15 protein-coding genes are annotated in these 17,554 nt (G+C 61.6%); 3 read left to right on the top strand and 12 right to left on the bottom strand.

All coding sequences use genetic code 11. The features are described from left to right. Positions 1-27 precede the first annotated feature (27 nt). A complete protein-coding gene (locus tag CXY75_RS16955; protein WP_369826745.1) occupies positions 28-831 on the bottom strand; it encodes a PP2C family serine/threonine-protein phosphatase in 804 nt (267 codons plus the stop codon). Positions 832-937: 106 nt separating this feature from the next. Further along, positions 938-2,374 carry an aminobutyraldehyde dehydrogenase gene (locus CXY75_RS16950; protein WP_104083980.1) on the bottom strand — a complete coding sequence of 479 codons (1,437 nt, stop codon included), beginning with the start codon at positions 2,372-2,374 and terminating at the stop codon, positions 938-940. A gap of 123 nt (positions 2,375-2,497) precedes the next feature. On the opposite strand from CXY75_RS16950, the gene CXY75_RS16945 reads away from it, so the two are divergent. Together CXY75_RS16945 and CXY75_RS16940 are read left to right on the top strand one after the other, a co-directional pair. After that, positions 2,498-2,980: an Lrp/AsnC family transcriptional regulator gene (locus CXY75_RS16945; RefSeq protein WP_104083979.1), complete on the top strand. Its 483-nt coding sequence runs from the start codon at positions 2,498-2,500 to the stop codon at positions 2,978-2,980. A 3-nt stretch (positions 2,981-2,983) separates the two neighbouring features. Then, positions 2,984-4,414, top strand: coding sequence for an aspartate aminotransferase family protein (locus CXY75_RS16940; RefSeq protein ID WP_104083978.1), 1,431 nt, complete (start codon positions 2,984-2,986; stop codon positions 4,412-4,414). Positions 4,415-4,483: 69 nt separating this feature from the next. Here CXY75_RS16940 and CXY75_RS16935 read toward each other — a convergent pair whose 3' ends face one another. The 4 genes from CXY75_RS16935 to CXY75_RS16920 form a co-directional block, all read right to left on the bottom strand. After that, a complete protein-coding gene (locus CXY75_RS16935) occupies positions 4,484-5,842 on the bottom strand; it encodes a DUF4192 domain-containing protein (protein WP_104083977.1) in 1,359 nt (452 codons plus the stop codon). 90 nt (positions 5,843-5,932) lie between these two features. Then, positions 5,933-7,909, bottom strand: coding sequence for an ABC transporter ATP-binding protein (locus CXY75_RS16930; protein WP_104083976.1), 1,977 nt, complete (start codon positions 7,907-7,909; stop codon positions 5,933-5,935). Further along, complete coding sequence (locus CXY75_RS16925; protein WP_104083975.1) at positions 7,906-9,639, bottom strand: ABC transporter ATP-binding protein; 1,734 nt, start codon at positions 9,637-9,639, stop codon at positions 7,906-7,908. The genes CXY75_RS16930 and CXY75_RS16925 overlap by 4 nt, the downstream gene beginning before the upstream one ends. Positions 9,640-9,812: 173 nt before the next feature. Continuing rightward, positions 9,813-10,775, bottom strand: a complete 963-nt coding sequence (locus CXY75_RS16920; protein ID WP_104083974.1) for an aldo/keto reductase — start codon at positions 10,773-10,775, stop codon at positions 9,813-9,815. Positions 10,776-10,909: 134 nt separating this feature from the next. Between CXY75_RS16920 and CXY75_RS16915 the strand changes: the two genes are divergently transcribed. Continuing rightward, positions 10,910-11,407, top strand: a complete 498-nt coding sequence (locus CXY75_RS16915; protein WP_104083973.1) for a methylated-DNA--[protein]-cysteine S-methyltransferase — start codon at positions 10,910-10,912, stop codon at positions 11,405-11,407. Between the two features lie 19 nt (positions 11,408-11,426). Here the strand turns inward: CXY75_RS16915 and CXY75_RS16910 are convergent, their stop codons facing one another. The 6 genes from CXY75_RS16910 to CXY75_RS16885 all read right to left on the bottom strand — a co-directional run bounded on the left by CXY75_RS16910 (position 11,427) and on the right by CXY75_RS16885 (position 17,554). Then, positions 11,427-12,242 (bottom strand): YaaA family protein, encoded by an 816-nt coding sequence (locus CXY75_RS16910; protein ID WP_104083972.1) that lies wholly within the window; start codon positions 12,240-12,242, stop codon positions 11,427-11,429. Positions 12,243-12,260: 18 nt separating this feature from the next. Further along, positions 12,261-12,533: a F0F1 ATP synthase subunit epsilon gene (locus CXY75_RS16905; RefSeq protein ID WP_104083971.1), complete on the bottom strand. Its 273-nt coding sequence runs from the start codon at positions 12,531-12,533 to the stop codon at positions 12,261-12,263. A gap of 2 nt (positions 12,534-12,535) precedes the next feature. Further along, complete coding sequence (gene atpD / locus CXY75_RS16900; protein WP_104083970.1) at positions 12,536-13,999, bottom strand: F0F1 ATP synthase subunit beta; 1,464 nt, start codon at positions 13,997-13,999, stop codon at positions 12,536-12,538. A 33-nt stretch (positions 14,000-14,032) separates the two neighbouring features. Then, a complete protein-coding gene (locus CXY75_RS16895; RefSeq protein WP_104083969.1) occupies positions 14,033-14,935 on the bottom strand; it encodes a F0F1 ATP synthase subunit gamma in 903 nt (300 codons plus the stop codon). A gap of 61 nt (positions 14,936-14,996) precedes the next feature. Beyond that, entirely contained in the window at positions 14,997-16,634 is a 1,638-nt protein-coding gene (gene atpA / locus CXY75_RS16890) for a F0F1 ATP synthase subunit alpha (RefSeq protein ID WP_104084380.1), read from the bottom strand. A gap of 122 nt (positions 16,635-16,756) precedes the next feature. Further along, entirely contained in the window at positions 16,757-17,554 is a 798-nt protein-coding gene (locus CXY75_RS16885; protein ID WP_104083968.1) for a F0F1 ATP synthase subunit delta, read from the bottom strand.

Genomic DNA, 17,554 nt, shown 5'->3' with positions numbered 1-17,554 from the left:
ACCAGCGAAGACGCCAGCCGAGAGCGATCAGGCTTCTGGCGCCTCGTAGGGGTCGACCGCCAGCACGTCGACGACGATCGCGGTGACGTTGTCACGACCACCGTTTTCGAGGGCCGCCTCGACCATTGCGGCGACGGCATCCGCTGCCAGCTTCTTTTCGAGCAGAAAATGACGGATACCGTAGGACGTTAGTTCCTTGGTAAGCCCGTCGGAGCAGACCAGGATGCGCATCCCGGCCTGAATAGGCAGAATGCGATAGTCGGGAATGGGCGGTTCGTGAAAGCCGACCGCGCGGGTGATGATGTTGCCGTGTGGGTGCACATCCGCTTCTTCGCGCGTGATGCGACCGGCGTCGACAAGTTCCTGCACGACCGAGTGATCGGTGGTGACCTGCTCGAGTACGCCTCCGGTCAACTGGTAGACCCGGGAATCACCGATGTTGTAGACGATCCAGCTGACGGCATCCGAGACGAGAGCCAAGGCCACACCGGTCACCGTGGTTCCGGTGCCCTGGTCGGTCACTCCGACACCCTGCGCCATGTCCTCAACCGCGAGCACGAGCGCCCGATCAATCGATCCAGCCTCGGCCACGAGCGTTCCAGAAAGTTCGGCGAGCCTGGTCACCACGGCGGCGCTGGCAACGTCTCCGGCCGAGTGCCCGCCCATGCCGTCAGCAACAGCAAATAGCGGCGGTGCGGCAAGCAGACTATCTTCATTGACCTCGCGGCGATGGCCAACATCGGTCAACGCAGCCCAAGCCAGCGTTAACGTCGTTGCGACGCTGGGTAGTTCAACGCGAAAACCGGTCGAACCTTGACCAATCTGGGTCACGGGCGGTGCCTTCCGAATGTGGGGCGCCAAGTCGGCCCCGCCGTTCCAACGTTCACCGAAGGACTTGAATCATAATATCGTCACCGTTCGTTGACACCGTACCGGCCTAGTGTCCGATATAACTCATCACGTGCTTGATCCGGGTGTAGTCCTCGAAGCCGTACATCGAGAGGTCCTTGCCGTAACCGGAGTGCTTGAAACCACCGTGCGGCATCTCGGCAACGATCGGAATGTGCGTGTTGATCCAGACGCAGCCGAAGTCGAGGTGTTTGGCGAAACGCATCGCCCGCCCGTGATCGCGGGTCCACACCGACGACGCGAGCCCATATTGCACGTCGTTGGCCCAGCGCAGCGCCTCCGCCTCATCGGTGAACCGCTGCACGGTCATCACCGGGCCGAAGATCTCCTGTTGTACCGCCTCATCGGTCTGCAACAGCCCACTCACGATGGTTGCCTCGTGAAAATAGCCGGTCATGCCGATGCGATCGCCGCCGAGACTGAGCACAGCGTGGTCGGGTAGCCGGTCAATGAAACCGGTGACCTGGGCAAGCTGGTTGGCGTTGTTGACCGGTCCGAACAGGATTCCTGCCTCACTAGGCGCTCCGGTGCGCGCGTTGTCCCGGGCATAGGCGGCGAGCGCGGCGACGAATTCGTCGTGAATTCCGGCTTGCACGAGCAGCCTGGTCGCCGCCGTGCAGTCCTGACCGGCGTTAAAGAAGCCCGCCGCGACAATGCCGGCCACGGCGAGGTCGATATCGGCATCGTCGAACACAATCACCGGTGCCTTGCCGCCGAGTTCCAGGTGCACGCGCTTGAGGTCGTGGGAGGCTGCCGCGGCCACGGCCATTCCGGCCCGCACCGAACCGGTGATCGACACGAGCTGTGGAATCTTGTGGTCGATCATGGCGGCGCCGGTCGAGCGATCGCCGGTGATCACGTTGAGCACGCCGGCCGGCAGAAATTCCGCCGCAACCTCGGCCAGCAGCAGCGTCGCACTCGGGGTGGTGTCTGAGGGCTTGAGCACGGTCGTGTTTCCCGCGGCGAGCGCTGGAGCGAACTTCCAGACCGCCATGTTCAACGGGTAGTTCCACGGTGTGACCTGACCGACGACGCCGATTGGCTCGCGGCGAATGAAGGAGGTGTGGTCGGTCATATACTCGCCTGCCGCGCGGCCCTCGAGGTTGCGAGCGGCTCCCGCGAAGAACCGAATCTGATCGACCGAGAGCAATATCTCGTCCTCGACCAGGGTGGAGCGCGGTTTGCCGGTGTCGAGCGACTCGGCATCGGCAAATTCCTCGGCGCGCGCCTCGATCGCATCCGCTATGCGAAACAGTGCCAGCTGCCGAACAGCCGGGGTCGTCTCACCCCAAATTTCGAAAGCGGATGCCGCAGCCCGGTAGGCCGCATCGACATCTGCCCGGTTCGACACCGGACTACTGCCGTAGACCACCTCCGTCGCGGGGTCGACCAGGTCGAATCGCTCTGCCCCGATCGACTCGGCGTAGCGGCCATTGACGAAGTTGCGTAGTTCGGGGGCGCCCATGCGGCCCAGTGTACCTATTTCGGTTTCATGCGCATTCAGATTCACAAATGAAATCCGCAGTAATTTGTATTATGTGCGACGGATTCACTTGCCGAAGTACATTTTGACTGACACAATCGATGCATGAATGGTCAACGGCGAAGCCACCCGCCCAAGCCGGCCCAGCTCGACGATGTGTCAAAAAAGATCATCGAACAGCTGCAGGTCGACGGACGTCGGTCCTACGCGGAGATCGGCAAAGCCGTCGGTCTCAGTGAGGCCGCTGTGCGGCAACGCGTGCAGAAGCTCACCGACTCCGGCGTCATGCAGGTCGTCGCCGTCACCGATCCGATGCAGCTCGGCTTTTTTCGCCAGGCCATGATCGGCATTCGGGCGTCCACCGACACTCGCATTCTCGCCGAGCAGCTCGCGGCAATTGACGCCGTGGACTACGTCGTTCTCACGGCCGGCACCTTTGACATTCTCGCCGAGGTCGTCTGTGAAGACGACGACGAGCTGCTCGAACTGCTCAACTCTCAGATCCGCAACCTCGACGGAGTCCTCTCCACCGAGACATTCGTTTATCTCAAACTCCACAAACAGTTCTATAACTGGGGAACACGGTAAAAAATGACGCTCACCACACCCACCGAAGCCTCGACCGCTTTCAGTGACGCTCACAATGCCGAGCTGCAGCAGAAGGCCAAGGACCACCTCTGGATGCACTTCTCTCGTCAGTCGGTGATGGAATCCGGTGCGGGAGTTCCCATCATCGTCAAGGGCCAGGGCCACCACATCTGGGATTCCCAGGGCAAGAAGTACATCGACGGCCTGAGCGGTCTGTTCACGGTCAACGCCGGACACGGACGCAAGCGCCTGGCCGAGGTCGCCGCGAAGCAGGCCGAGGAACTCGCCTTCTTCCCGATCTGGTCGTACGCGCACCCGAATGCAATCGAACTCGCGGACCGCCTCGCCAGCTACGCCCCCGGCGATCTCAACCGTGTCTTCTACTCCACCGGAGGCGGCGAAGCCGTCGAGACAGCGTTCAAGCTCGCCAAATACTACTGGAAGCTGATGGGTCGACCCACCAAGCACAAGGTCATCTCGCGCAACGTGGCATACCACGGCACTCCGCAGGGCGCGCTGGCCATCACCGGCATTCCCGCCATGAAGGAAATGTTCGAGCCGGTCACCCCCGGTGGTTTTCGCGTTCCCAACACGAACTTCTATCGCGCCGACGAGATGAGCCCTGGCCTCGGCCTCGGCGACAACCTCGAAATGTTCGGGCAGTGGGCTGCGAACCGCATCGAAGAAATGATTGAGTTCGAGGGCCCGGAAACCGTCGCCGCCGTATTTCTGGAGCCGGTGCAGAACTCCGGTGGCTGCTTTCCGCCGCCGCCCGGCTACTTCAAGCGCGTGCGCGAAATTTGCGACAAGTACGACGTGCTCCTGGTAGCCGACGAGGTCATCACGGCATTCGGTCGCATCGGCAATATGTTTGCCTCGACGACCTATGATATTCAGCCCGACATGATCACCTGCGCCAAGGGCATGACGAGCGGATACTCGCCGATCGGCGCGACCATCATCAGTGACCGCATCTACGAACCGTTCAAGCACGGCGACACGACGTTTTATCACGGCTACACCTTTGGCGGCCACCCGGTTTCCTCGGCTGTCGCCCTGGCTAACCTCGATATCTTCGAGGAGGAAAAGCTCAACGAAAACGTGCGCGAGAACTCGCCATTGTTCCGCAAGGAGCTCGAGAAGCTCCTCGACCTGCCGATCGTCGGCGACGTGCGCGGTGCCGGCTACTTCTTCGGAATCGAGCTGGTCAAGGACAAGGGCACCAAGGAGACGTTCAACGATGACGAGTCCGAGCGTTTGCTCCGCGGTTATCTGTCGAAGGCGCTGTATGAGGCCGGACTGTATTGCCGAGCGGATGACCGTGGCGACCCGGTTGTTCAGCTCGCTCCCCCGCTGACCATCGGCCCGAAGGAATTCGCCGAGATCGGTGAGATTCTGCACGGTGTGCTCTCGGACGCGCCGAAGTACATGTAGACCATTCGCCGCGACCCGCCCCTGCATCCAAACGGATGCCGGGGCGGGTCGCGTGTGGTCGTTACTAGGTCAACCACCCACGGCGCGCTCGTCTTCGTCGTCGTCTAGGTCGCCTTCTAGATCGTCGTCGTCGTTCTCGTCGTTCTCGTCGTTAAAACCGTCGTCCACGTCGAGGAAATAGTCGTCCTCCTCGAAACCATCAACAGCGTCGTCAGCCTCGAACCGAAGCTCCTCATCGCCCGCTGATTCATCGTCATCGCTGCGCGGCACCGCGAACGCCCACTCCGGCAGGTGTCCCGAGGCGAACAGCAGCTGAAGTAGGTTCGCCATGCTGTACCGCGAGTCGATGGCGAGTGCCTGGTCAACGAAGAATCCGGCCACCGAACCGCTGCCGAGCGCCCAGGACAGCCAGGCCAGCATGCAGAGCGGCGCCGGCCTGGCCGACCGCGGAGCCATCGCGACCACGGTGCGCAGCAGGGTGATGGCAATGCGAATACGGTCGACATCTGGTCTGTCTCGTCGGAGGCCAATCATGATGTCGCTGGTGTGCTGCGCACCGGGATCACCCAAGTTGATCTCATCGGTGACGATATCGTCGAGGCTTCGACCGGTTTCGTGTTGGAGCAGAGCGTAATGCTGGTTGATCTCCTGGGCACGCACACCCTCCTCGCGTCCAAAGGCAAATTGCACCATGATCTGGTCGCGATTCGGCGGTGATTGGACGAGCACCAGCAGCGCTGCCGCATCATCTTCGGTCGGCGGAGTGCTCCAGGTCAATGCGGCCTCGGCGATCGCTACCGGGTCGAGCAACACACCGAGGGTCGGAAACAACGTCGGAGCATTCTCGGCCCGAGCGAGCAGGTGGCGGTACCGCCGATAGATCCGGGCCAGGCGTTCCTTGGACGCCAGGTTGACGCCGACAGGATCCGCGCCGTTTTGCAGCGTACCCAGCGGGCGTTCGGGAAACGTCGCCGGCTGCTCGTTCACCGGTGACGCAGCAATATCACTGAGCGGATGCCCGCCAGCCGGGCACTCCGGGTCGAGGTAGCTGCCCCAGGCATCCGCTGCCACACACAGCGAGTCACGCAACAGAAATCCGCTGAGTTCGAGCCGTCGATTCAAAATATCCGCAAAACGCTCACCCGGAATTCCACGGACTCCGACGAAGGATTCGTCGGAATACATGACGGGTACAACAGCGTCGACGCCAGGAATTTTACACAGCATCCCGGCCAGCGTCGTTGCAATGCGTTTGTACACCTTCTGCGATGCACCGTCTTCTGGCAGGTTGAAGCGCAACGCGCCGCAGGTGCGGTTGCCGCGAAACGCGACGAGGACCGCGCTGGTCTCGGGCAGAAAACCGAGCAGCTGGGGAACGAGTGCCAGAAAGTCCTGGGCCTTCTGGGCTTTGACGATGGTTGGTTGCATGCCGACACTGTGCCCGGTTCCGGCTCAGCTGCGTCACGGGCGGCCGGGATCTGTAGAATTCTGGCCGAAACCGTTCCGGTGGAGGAGCCGTTACACCTCGTCGGCGACCGGCGCCGCGAACTGCGCGGCGTACAACGCGTGGTACGCACCATTCGCGGCGAGCAGTGCCACGTGGTTGCCCTGCTCCACAATGCGTCCTGACTCCATGACGAGAATCACGTCCGCGTCGCGAATCGTCGACAACCGGTGCGCGATCACGAAGCTCGTGCGCTCCGCCCGCAGCGCGCTCATCGCCTTCTGCACGAGCACTTCCGTGCGCGTATCGACCGAGCTGGTCGCCTCGTCGAGGATGAGCACGCTCGGCTTGGCCAGGAACGCCCGAGCGATGGTGAGCAACTGCATCTCGCCGGCGCTCACGTTGCTGCCCTCATCGTCAAGCACGGTCTCGTAGCCATCGGGCAGGGAATGCACGAAGCGGTCAACATAGGTGGCCTTGGCGGCGGCGAGAACGTCGGCCTCCGTCGCATCCGGTCGGCCGTAGGCGATATTGTCGCGGATCGTGCCGCCGAACAGCCAGGTATCCTGCAGCACCATACCCATGCGGCGACGCAGGTCATGCCGGGTCATGGTCGACACGTCGACACCGTCGAGCAGGATGCGCCCGGCATCGATGTCGTAGAACCGCATCATGAGATTGACCAGGGTGGTCTTGCCGGCCCCGGTCGGTCCGACGATAGCGATGGTCTGCCCCGGCTCAGCGATCAGGCTCAGTTCCTCAATCAGCGGCTTGTCCGGCGCGTAGCGGAACGACACGTTCTCAAAGACCAGACGGCCGTGCACCTCGGCTTGGCCCGTGGTTGGCGCAGTTGCAGGTTCTGGGTCTTCGCTTTGCTCGTCGGCGTCGAGCAGGTCGAACACCCGTTCAGCGGATGCGACGCCCGACTGCAGCAGGTTCGCCATCGACCCCAGCTGTGCGAGCGGCTGGGTGAACTGGCGGGAATACTGAATGAACGCTTGAACGTCACCGAGCTGCATAGCACCGGAGGCGACCTGCAGACCGCCGACAACCGCGATGGCAACGTAGACGAGGTTGCCAATGAAGGTCATCGCCGGCATGATCATGCCGCTGATGAACTGCGCGCCGAAGCTCGCTTCGTACAGCTCGTCGTTCTTCGCCCTGAACCGCGCGTCGACCTCTTTCTGCCGTCCGAATACCTTAACCAGGGCGTGGCCGGTAAACGTCTCTTCAATCTGCCCGTTCAGCTCGCCGGTGTTGGCCCACTGTGCCACGAACAGCTTCTGCGACCGCTTCGCGATGACGGTGGTGATCACCAGGGTGATCGGCACCGTGACGAGCGCAATCAACGCGAGCAGCGGCGAGAGGATAAGCATCATCACGATGACGCCGATCACGGTGAGCAGGCTGGTCACCACCTGGCTGAGCGACTGCTGCAGGCTCTGCGAGATATTGTCGACGTCGTTGGTGACCCGGCTGAGCAGCTCGCCGCGCGGCTTCTTGTCGAAGTAACTCAGCGGCAGGCGGTTGATCTTCGCCTCGATCTCCTCGCGCAGCCGGTACACCGTTCGTTGCACGACACCGTTGAGCACGTAGGCCTGCATCCAGCTGAACACGCTCGAGAGTACATAGAGCGCGAGCGCCCACAACAGCACGGTAGAGAGCATGGCGAAGTCGATGCCGAGGCCAGGGGTGAGCGTCATACCGCTGAGCATGTCGGCCTGGGTGGTATCACCGGATGCCCGAAGACCAGCGATCACGTCGGCCTGGTTACTGCCGCTCGGCAGGGGCTTCGAGATGACGCCGGAAAAAATCAGGTTGGTGCCCTCGCCGAGCAGACGCGGGCCGAGCACCGAAAACGTGACGCTAATCACGGCGAGGGCGAAGACGAGGGCCAGCCAGAGGCGTTCCGGCCGCAGTTTTCCGAGCAGTCGTTTGCCGGAGGCGGTGAAGTTCATCGATTTCTCGACCGGCAGGTTCATGCCGCCGAAGGGGCCCCCGCCGCGCTGCGGACGCGCAGCCGGCTTGTCGTCGGCGTGGGTCTCGCTCATGCTGCGTCCTCCGCGGTGAGCTGGGATGACACAATTTCTTGGTACGTGGTGTTTGACTCGAGTAGTTGTTCGTGAGTTCCCCGACCGACGATGCGGCCGTCTTCGAGCACGAGAATCTGGTCGGCCTCGATGATGCTCGACACTCGCTGGGCGACGATGACCATCGTCGCCCCGTCGGTGCTCTGTTTGAGGGCGAGCCGCAGGCGGGCATCCGTTACCAGGTCAAGCGCCGAGAACGAGTCGTCAAAAATGTAGAGTTCTGGCCGTTTCACCAGGGCTCGGGCAATAGCGAGGCGCTGGCGCTGGCCGCCAGACACGTTGGTGCCGCCCTGGGCAATCGGTGCGTCGAGTCCGCCGTCCATCTCCGCGACAAACTCCCGCGCCTGCGCGATGGTCAGCGCCTGCCAGAGTTCGTCGTCGCTCGCATCCGGTTTGCCATAGAGCAGGTTGCTGCGCACGGTGCCAGAGAAGAGGTACGGCTTTTGCGGGACGAGACCGATACTTCCCCAGAGCAGGTCGGGGTTGAGCTCACGCACGTTGACGCCGTCAACCAGCACGGAACCGCTCGTGGCGTCGAACAGTCGCGGCAGCAGATTGACCAGCGTGGTCTTGCCGCTGCCGGTGCTGCCGATAATCGCGGTGGTTTCACCGTGGCGGGCGATGAAGCTCACGTTCTGCAGCACCGGCTGTTCGGCGCCGGGGTAGGCGAAGCCCACGTCGAGCAGTTCAAGCTCACCGTGGCCGACTATCACGTTCACCGGGTTCGCCGGCGGCACTACACTCGACGAGGTTTCGAGAACCTCGCCGATGCGGTCGGCTGAGACGGCGGCACGCGGAATCATGACGGCCATAAATGTTGCCATCATGACGGCCATGAGAATCTGCATGAGATAGCTGAGGAAGGCGATCAGGGTGCCAACCTGCATCGAACCGTCTTCGATGCGGAACGCACCGAACCAGATCACGGCAACGCTCGATACGTTCAGCACGAGCATGACGATGGGGAACATCAGCGCCATCAATCGGCCGGAGCTGAGTGCAACGTCGGTGACGTCCTGATTGGCCTGGGCAAATCGGGCGATCTCTTGCGTCTCGCGCACGAACGCCCGCACGACACGCATGCCGGTGAGCTGCTCCCGCAGTACCCGGTTGACGGTGTCGATGCGGGTCTGCATCTTGCGAAATAACGGCACCATTCTCACCACGATGAGACCCACCGCGATGAGCAGAATCGGCACGCTGACGGCGATCAACCAGGACAGCTGCACGTCCTGACGGATCGCCATGATCACACCGCCGATGCTGAGAATCGGCGCAGAGACCAGCAGCGTGCACGTCGTCAGCACGAGCATCTGCACCTGCTGCACGTCATTGGTGGAGCGGGTAATGAGCGACGGCGCGCCAAAGCGGGCGACCTCCTGCTCGGAGAATTCGCCAACCCGGCTAAAGACGTCGCCACGCAGATCACGACCGACCTTCATGGCTACCTTGGCCCCGAAGTACACGGCCACAATCGCGCAGATGATCTGGCCGAGGGTGATGATCAGCATGACGCCGCCGACGCGCAAAATATAGCCGGTGTCGCCAGTGGCCACACCCTCATCGATGATGTCGGCATTCAGAGTGGGCAGAAAGAGAGACGCGATCGACTGAGCCAGTTGAAAGACGATCACCCCGGTCAGCAGCTGCCAATACGGCCGCAGATAACGCAGGAGCAAGGACCACAGCACGTAATTCTCCTCGCGAAACTGTCTAGATGCGTGAAACGGCCACGTGCCAGTCCGGATTAGTCGGCGCAGCTACCTCTGATGCCATCCTGCACTCTTTCTGCCGCCTCGTCGATCGAAACATTGCGCTCCTAGCAAAAAAATCGCTGACTATTGCACAACTGCACATCGAGCGTTCAGGCAAAGAGGCCCGAAATGTAGGCAACCTCATCGGCACTGGGCTGCCAGGCTGTTGCGGCCGTCGCGTTGTGAATGATCTGCTCTGGCTTGGTCGCGCCGGCAATGACGCTGGTCAGTCCGGGCTGGGCCAGCAGCCAGGCAAAGGTCGCCGTGAGCATGCTCACCCCGCGCGCGTCGCACCAGTCCTGATACTGCTCGATCACGTCCCACGGGGCGTCGTCGGCAAGATGGCGGCGAATCATCATGATTCTGCTGTCGGCCGGTCCACCACTGCGCGAGAACTTGCCGGTGAATAGTCCGTTGTAGAGGGGAAAGAATGGCAGAAAACCCAGGCCGAAGGCGTTGACGGCCGGAAGGACCTCTTCTTCGATATCGCGCACCAGCAGGCTGTACTCGTTCTGGCTCGAGATAAATTTGGGATGCCCATTCATTTGCGCGGTAAATTCCGCCTCAGCAATCTGCCAGCCGGCCAGGTTGGAATGGCCGATGTAGCGAATCTTGCCCGCGGTGATGAGGTCGTCGAGCGTCGCGAGGGTTTCCTCGATCGGCGTCGACGGATCGGGCGCGTGCAGCTGGTACAGGTCGATCCAGTCGGTCTGTAGTCGACGCAGCGACGCCTCAACGGCCAAACGGATGTATCGGCGCGAGCCACGCGCGTTCCAATCGGGCCCGTTGCGCCCACCCATATCCATACCGAATTTGGTAGCGAGCACGATTTGATCGCGCTTGCCGCGCAGCGAGTGCCCCATCAGGGTCTCACTCAGTCCCCGTTCGGCACCATAGATGTCGGCCGTGTCAAACAAGGTCACCCCCGCTTCGAAGGCCGCGTCAATGACGGCCGTCGTACCATCCTGCCCCTCCGTCGCGGTGCCGGTGCGCCCGAAGTTGTTGCACCCGAGTCCAATCGTCGACACGGTCAATCCGGAAGAGCCAAGTCTGCGATATTCAATCTGAGCCATCCCTACAGAATAGGGCCGTTCCGGCGGCTCGACGCCAACCTGCACCCTCCTCCACACCCGCACGGCCGTCGACCTTATGCACCAACGTCCGAACCCCGCGAGGTCAACCGGGAGTGCGCGGCTACAGTCGAAGTATGACCTCGATTTCTCCCGCTCTTCTTCGTCTGCCGAGCCCGCTCGGGCGGATCGAGCTCACGGCCGACGATGACGGCATCCTCTCGCTCTCGATCGAAACCGACGGGCACCTTCCGCTGGACGAAACCGCCGAGGCTCCCTCACCGGTGCTACACCGCGCGGCCGAGCAGTTGGCCGAGTACTTCGCCGGTACCCGACACTCTTTCGATCTTCCCGTGCACCTGACCCGCGGTACCGAGTTTCAGCGCACCGTCTGGGCTCGCCTGGCTACCGTAGGCTTTGGAGAAGTCATCTCCTACGGAGCCCTCGGCAGCCAGATCGGTCGCGCCGGATCGGGTCGCGCTATCGGTGGTGCCGTCGGCGCCAACCCGGTGCCGATCATCATCGGCTGCCACCGGGTGCTCGCTACCAGCGGTCAGATCACTGGGTACAGCGCCGGCCAGGGAATCCCCACCAAGGCCTGGTTGCTCGATCACGAAGGAATCGTGCACCACTAGCCGTCCCTCTCGTAATGTACTAGCGCACCGTATAGATTGTCGACGTGGCCGGCTGCCCCTTGCTGGCCAGGTGCTGCTCAACGAGAAGCTGCAGTTCACCAGGCACGCCCGGTTGCACCTGTATTCCCACGGATTCTGCCCACTCGATCAGTTCGCCAACGGTCGAAAAGTTTTGTCCGTTGTCGATCAAGGCCCGCGTGAATTCGCCCTTGGACTTCTTGTTGAAGTGGTTGAGCGCGCGTTTCTGGCCATCTCCGGCGTCGGCGACAACCCGCAGATAGATCGAGTTAGGGCGCACCGGGCGGGGCCCCAGGGCGACGTAGGCTTCGGAACGCAGGTCAAGCAGCAGGCCGTCGGTGTGGCTGAGCAGCTTATGCACGTCGGTGCTCCAGTGCTGCCTCAGCGAGTGCGTGTTCAACGTCAAGTCCGGCACCCTCGAGTCGTGCGACAGTCGATACGCCGGAATCGGATCTAGAGCGGCGAGCGGTCCAAGCAACGCCGAATGCACCACCACGTGGGCGTTCGCGAACTCACGCTGCGCCGCCGACAGGGTCGCAGCATCCAACCCGTCAAAGAGCACCCCGGTGTAGCGGTCGATGACCGGCAGGGTTGGCGACCGCAACAGCTCGAGGTTGCGGTCAATTTCGAACAACTGGGTGCGACCGAGTTTGAGGGCGGCTATGGCAGCTTCCGGATGCCGCGACAGGGCAACCAGCGCCCGCGCGAGCGTTCGACGTTTCGCGTTCAGGGACGGATAGGCCAGTAAAGACCAGCTGAGGGGTACAGCTTCGCCGCCGGAGCGTTTCGTCTCCGACGGCGGTAGCAGTATCAACAACGGTATGGCTAGGCTTTTTTACAAGGAACTAACGAGCTCAGCCTTGCGAGCGACGACGGTCACGATGTCATTGTCGACGGACAGAAAGCCATCTTCAGCCTTCGCGATCACCTTGGAACCATCGGCCAGGGTAACGCGAACGTCGCCAACGGCCAGAATTGCCAACATCGGCTCGTGACCGGCAAGAATACCGATCTCGCCCTCGACGGTCTTGGCGACAACCATCGTCGCCTCGCCGGTCCAGACCTGCTGGTCGGCCGACACAACGCTGACGGACAGCGACTTTGCCATGGTTAGTCGTTCTCTTTCTGAATCTGAGCCCACTTCTCTTCAACGTCGTTGATGCCACCGACGTTGAAGAAGGCCTGCTCAGCCACGTGGTCGAAGTCACCGTTGGCAATAGCCGTGAATGACTCGATGGTGTCCTTGAGCGGAACTGTTGAACCCTCAACACCGGTGAACTTCTTCGCCATGTAGGTGTTCTGCGACAGGAACTGCTGAATACGACGAGCACGAGAAACCGTGACCTTGTCTTCTTCAGACAGCTCGTCAACACCAAGAATCGCAATGATCTCCTGGAGTTCCTTGTTCTTTTGCAGAATGGCCTTGACGCGGACGGCCGTGTTGTAGTGATCGGCACCCAAATAGCGGGGGTCGAGGATACGACTGGTCGACGTGAGCGGGTCGACGGCCGGGTACAGTCCCTTCGACGCGATCTCGCGCGACAGCTCAGTCGTAGCGTCAAGGTGAGCGAACGTGGTCGCCGGAGCCGGGTCGGTGTAGTCGTCGGCGGGAACGTAGATCGCCTGGAGAGAGGTGATCGAGTGTCCACGAGTCGACGTGATGCGCTCCTGCAGGATGCCCATCTCGTCGGCCAGGTTCGGCTGGTAGCCCACAGCAGACGGCATGCGACCGAGCAGGGTGGAGACCTCTGAACCGGCCTGCGTGAACCGGAAGATGTTGTCGATGAAGAGCAACACGTCTTGCTTCTCAACGTCACGGAAGTACTCAGCCATGGTGAGGGCCGAGAGCGCAACGCGCAGACGCGTTCCCGGCGGCTCGTCCATCTGTCCGAAGACTAGGGCGGTCTTGTCGAAGACGCCAGCTTCTTCCATCTCGGCGATGAGGTCGTTGCCCTCACGGGTACGCTCACCGACTCCGGCGAACACCGACACTCCACCATGGTCCTGCGCAACGCGCTGGATCATTTCCTGGATCAAAACGGTCTTGCCGACTCCCGCACCACCGAACAGGCCGATCTTTCCGCCGAGAACATACGGAGTGAGAAGGTCGATGACCTTGATACCGGTCTCGAACAGCTGGGTCTTGGACTCGAGCTGGTCGAAGGGCGGTGGCTTGCGGTGGATGGGCCAGCGCTCGGTGATCTCGATCTTTTCGCCCGGCTTGGCGTTGAGCACATCGCCGATAACGTTGAAGACCTTGCCCTTGGTGACGTTTCCAACGGGAACCGTGATGGGGGTGCCGGTGTCTCGCACTTCCTGACCACGAACAAGTCCGTCGGTCGGGTTCAGCGCGATAGCACGGACGAGGTCGTCACCGAGGTGCAGAGCAACCTCAAGCGTGATCTCGTTTGACTCATCACCAATGGTGATCGTGGTCTTCAGGGCGTTGTAGATGCCGGGGATCGAGTCGTGCGGAAACTCGATGTCGACAACGGGGCCAGTGACACGGGCGATGCGGCCGACCGAGCCGGCCGTGTCCTCCGCCCGGACTGGCGCGATTGCGGTGTCAGTCATTGCTCTCTCTTCTCTGCCCATGGGACATGTGAACTACTTCTTGGCGGATGAGAGCGCATCGGCTCCACCCACGATCTCGGAAATCTGCTGGGTAATCTCGGACTGACGCGCGTTATTCGACAACCGCGTGTAGTCCGTGATCAGCTTGTCGGCGTTATCGCTGGCCGACTTCATCGCCTTCTGACGGCTGGCATGTTCTGACGCCGCCGACTGCAGCATGGCGTTGAACAAACGACTCTCGATATAGACCGGGAGCAGGCTGTCCAGAACGGTTTCCACGTCTGGTTCGAACTCGTAGAGCGGCAGAACCGCGTTACTGCTCGGTTCTTCAACACCCTCGACGACCTCGAGTGGAAGCAGCCGAACAACTTCGGGAACCTGCGTAACCATGCTCACGAAGCGGTTGTAGACGATGTGAATCTCGTCGACTCCACCATCGGCGTAGTCCGTAAGGAACGAACCGAGCAGGGCCTCACCGATTTCTTTGGCAGTTTCGAACTGGGGCTGATCGGTGCCGCCGGTCCACACTCGCTCCGACGCGCGCCCCCGAAAGGTGAAGTACGCGATGGCCTTGCGTCCGACCAGGAAGTAGACGATGTCTTTGCCCTGGCCACGCAACAACTCGCTGAGCGACTCCGCTTCACGAAGAACCTGCGAGCTAAACGCGCCAGCCAGACCCCGGTCGGAGGCAAAGATAACGACCGCTGCGCGCTCAATTTTCTCTGGCTCAGTCGTGAGCACGTGCTGGACGTTCGAGTACGTGGCCACTGCCGAAACGGCACGTGTCACTGCACGCGAATACGGGGTTGACGCAGCGACTCGCGCCTGCGCTTTCTGGATGCGCGAGGCGGAGATCAGCTCCATGGCCCGAGTGATCTTCTTGGTCGTCTGGGCAGACTTGATCTTCTGCCGGTAGACGCGAAGTTGCGCTCCCATGTGTCTGCTTCCTTGTCTTTCAGTTTGGTGTCGTCATTTGTAGTGCGAGTCGCGTGAACGACTAGCGGCGGTGCTTGACGATCTTTTCCTGGTTGACGTCTTCGGCAGCGATGGCCTCAAACTTTTCCTTACCCACCGAGGCGAGCGGCTTGCCCTCGCCGGTTTGGAACTCAAGCTTGAACTTGTCGACACCAGCAGTCAGCGCGGCAACGGTCTCGTCGGAGAGAACGTTCGTCTCGCGCAGGTTCTTCAGAATCTCGGTGTTGCGACCCAAGAAGTCGAGCAATTCGCGCTCGAATCGCAGAACGTCGGGAACCGGTACCTCGTCGAGCTTGCCGTTGATGCCGGCCCAGATCGAAACGACCTGGTCCTCAACGGGGTACGGCGAGTACTGCGGCTGGCGCAGCAGTTCGGTCAAGCGAGCACCGCGCGCGAGCTGACGACGACTGGCCGCGTCGAGGTCGGAGGCGAACATCGCGAAGGCTTCAAGCGAACGGTACTGGGCGAGCTCAAGCTTGAGCGTTCCGGACACCTTCTTGATCGACTTAACCTGCGCGTCGCCACCGACACGAGAGACCGAGATACCCACGTCAACAGCTGGGCGCTGGTTGGCGTTGAACAGGTCGGACTGTAGAAAAATCTGGCCGTCGGTGATCGAGATCACGTTAGTCGGAATGTAGGCGGCAACGTCGTTGGCTTTGGTCTCAATGATCGGGAGACCGGTCATCGATCCGGCGCCGAGGGCGTCGGACAGCTTGGCACAACGCTCGAGCAAACGGGAGTGCAGATAGAACACGTCGCCGGGGTACGCCTCGCGTCCCGGCGGGCGACGCAGCAGCAGCGAAACAGCACGGTAAGCCTCCGCCTGCTTGGACAGGTCATCGAAGACGATGAGTACGTGCTTGCCGGCGTACATCCAATGCTGGCCGATGGCCGAACCGGTATACGGTGCGAGGTACTTGAAACCGGCCGGGTCGGAAGCGGGCGCCGCAACGATGGTGGTGTACTCCATCGCTCCGGCATCTTCGAGCGCACCCTTCACCGAAGCGATGGTGGAGCCCTTCTGTCCGATGGCGACATAGATGCAGCGCACCTGCTTGTTCGTGTCGCCGGACTCCCAGTTGGCCTTCTGGTTGATGATGGTGTCGATCGCGATCGCGGTCTTGCCGGTCTGACGGTCACCGATGATGAGCTGACGCTGGCCGCGGCCGATCGGGATCATGGCGTCGATGGCCTTGATGCCGGTCTGCATGGGCTCGTGCACGCTCTTGCGCTGCATAACGCCGGGAGCCTGCAGCTCGAGGGCACGGCGTGCTTCGCTGACAATTTCGCCGAGGCCGTCGATTGGTGCGCCGAGCGGGTCGACGACGCGACCGAGGAAGGCATCACCAACGGGAACGGAAAGAACCTCTCCGGTGCGGTGCACCTCCATACCCTCAACAACGCTAGCGAACTCGCCGAGCACGACGACTCCGATCTCGTCTTCGTCGAGGTTCTGGGCCAGGCCCAGCGTGCCGTCGGCGAATTTGATGAGCTCGTTGGCCATCACGCCGGGCAAGCCCTCAACGTGGGCGATACCGTCGCCGGCCGTGGTGACATAGCCGACCTCCGTCGTTGACGTCTTGTTCGGCTCATAGGACTTCACGAAGTCCTGGAGAGCGCCACGGATCTCATCGGGGCTGATCGTTAGTTCTGCCATCATCTTCCCTTTTCTGTACGGCTGCACAGGTTCTGTCTCTTCCAGGACGTTGCCGCCCTGCGTCTTCTTATCGTGCTGTGATTGTGGTGTTACTGATCGCGCTGGTACCGCATCAGCAGTGCTTAGCGAACGAGCTGCAGTCGCAAATCGGCGAGGCGAGTTGAGATGCTGCCATCGATGACCAGGTCACCGATTTGTACGCGAACCCCGCCAACCAATGCCGGATCAACGATCTGGTTGATGCTGAGTGAGCGTCCGTGACGTTCTTCAAGACTCTTCTTCAAACGGTCTAACTGGACAGGCGAAAGAACACTCGCCGACGTGATGGTGGCAATCGCACTGCCAGACTGGTCCGCTACAACGGATGCCGCCTGTCGCAGCAACTCGCCCATGCGGCGGCCGCGAGGCTGCTGCACCAGGTGCCGAACGATAGCAAGAGTTTGACCGGATACCTTGCCGGCCAGAAGTTTCTCGACCAGGGCGGCCTTGGCGTCACTCTTGCCGAGTTTGCTGGCCAGGGCCAGTTCCAACCCTGCGTCTGACGACACTGCTGTGCCGAATTCAAACAGTTCACTCTCGATCGATGTGCCGGTAGAAACAGACAGGGCGGATACCCGCAAGCCCAATTCTTCAATTCCGGCCAACAGATCATCGTGGCTGGACCAGCGCTCGGAGACGACGCCCGCAAGCAGGTCGAGCGCACGAGGTGTCACGCCCGCACCGAAAACGGCGCGAACGAGGGTGACCTTAGCTGCCGTATCCGCTGCCGCGTCGCCGAGCGCCGACAGAAGTTGCGACGACGAACCGATAACGCGCCCGGCACCGAACAGGCTTTCAGCCGTCGCCAGATCAGTCGTGACCCCCGGGACGGACAGTGCCGCCCTCGATGTGGCGAGTGCTTCTCTGGTGGCGCTTCCCAT

Origin of the sequence: Cryobacterium sp. Y11 (genome assembly GCF_002929535.1) — a bacterium.
Lineage (GTDB): Bacteria > Actinomycetota > Actinomycetes > Actinomycetales > Microbacteriaceae > Cryobacterium.
The sequence above is the reverse complement of the archived record's forward strand: the minus strand, read 5'-3'. Positions and strand labels throughout refer to the sequence as shown.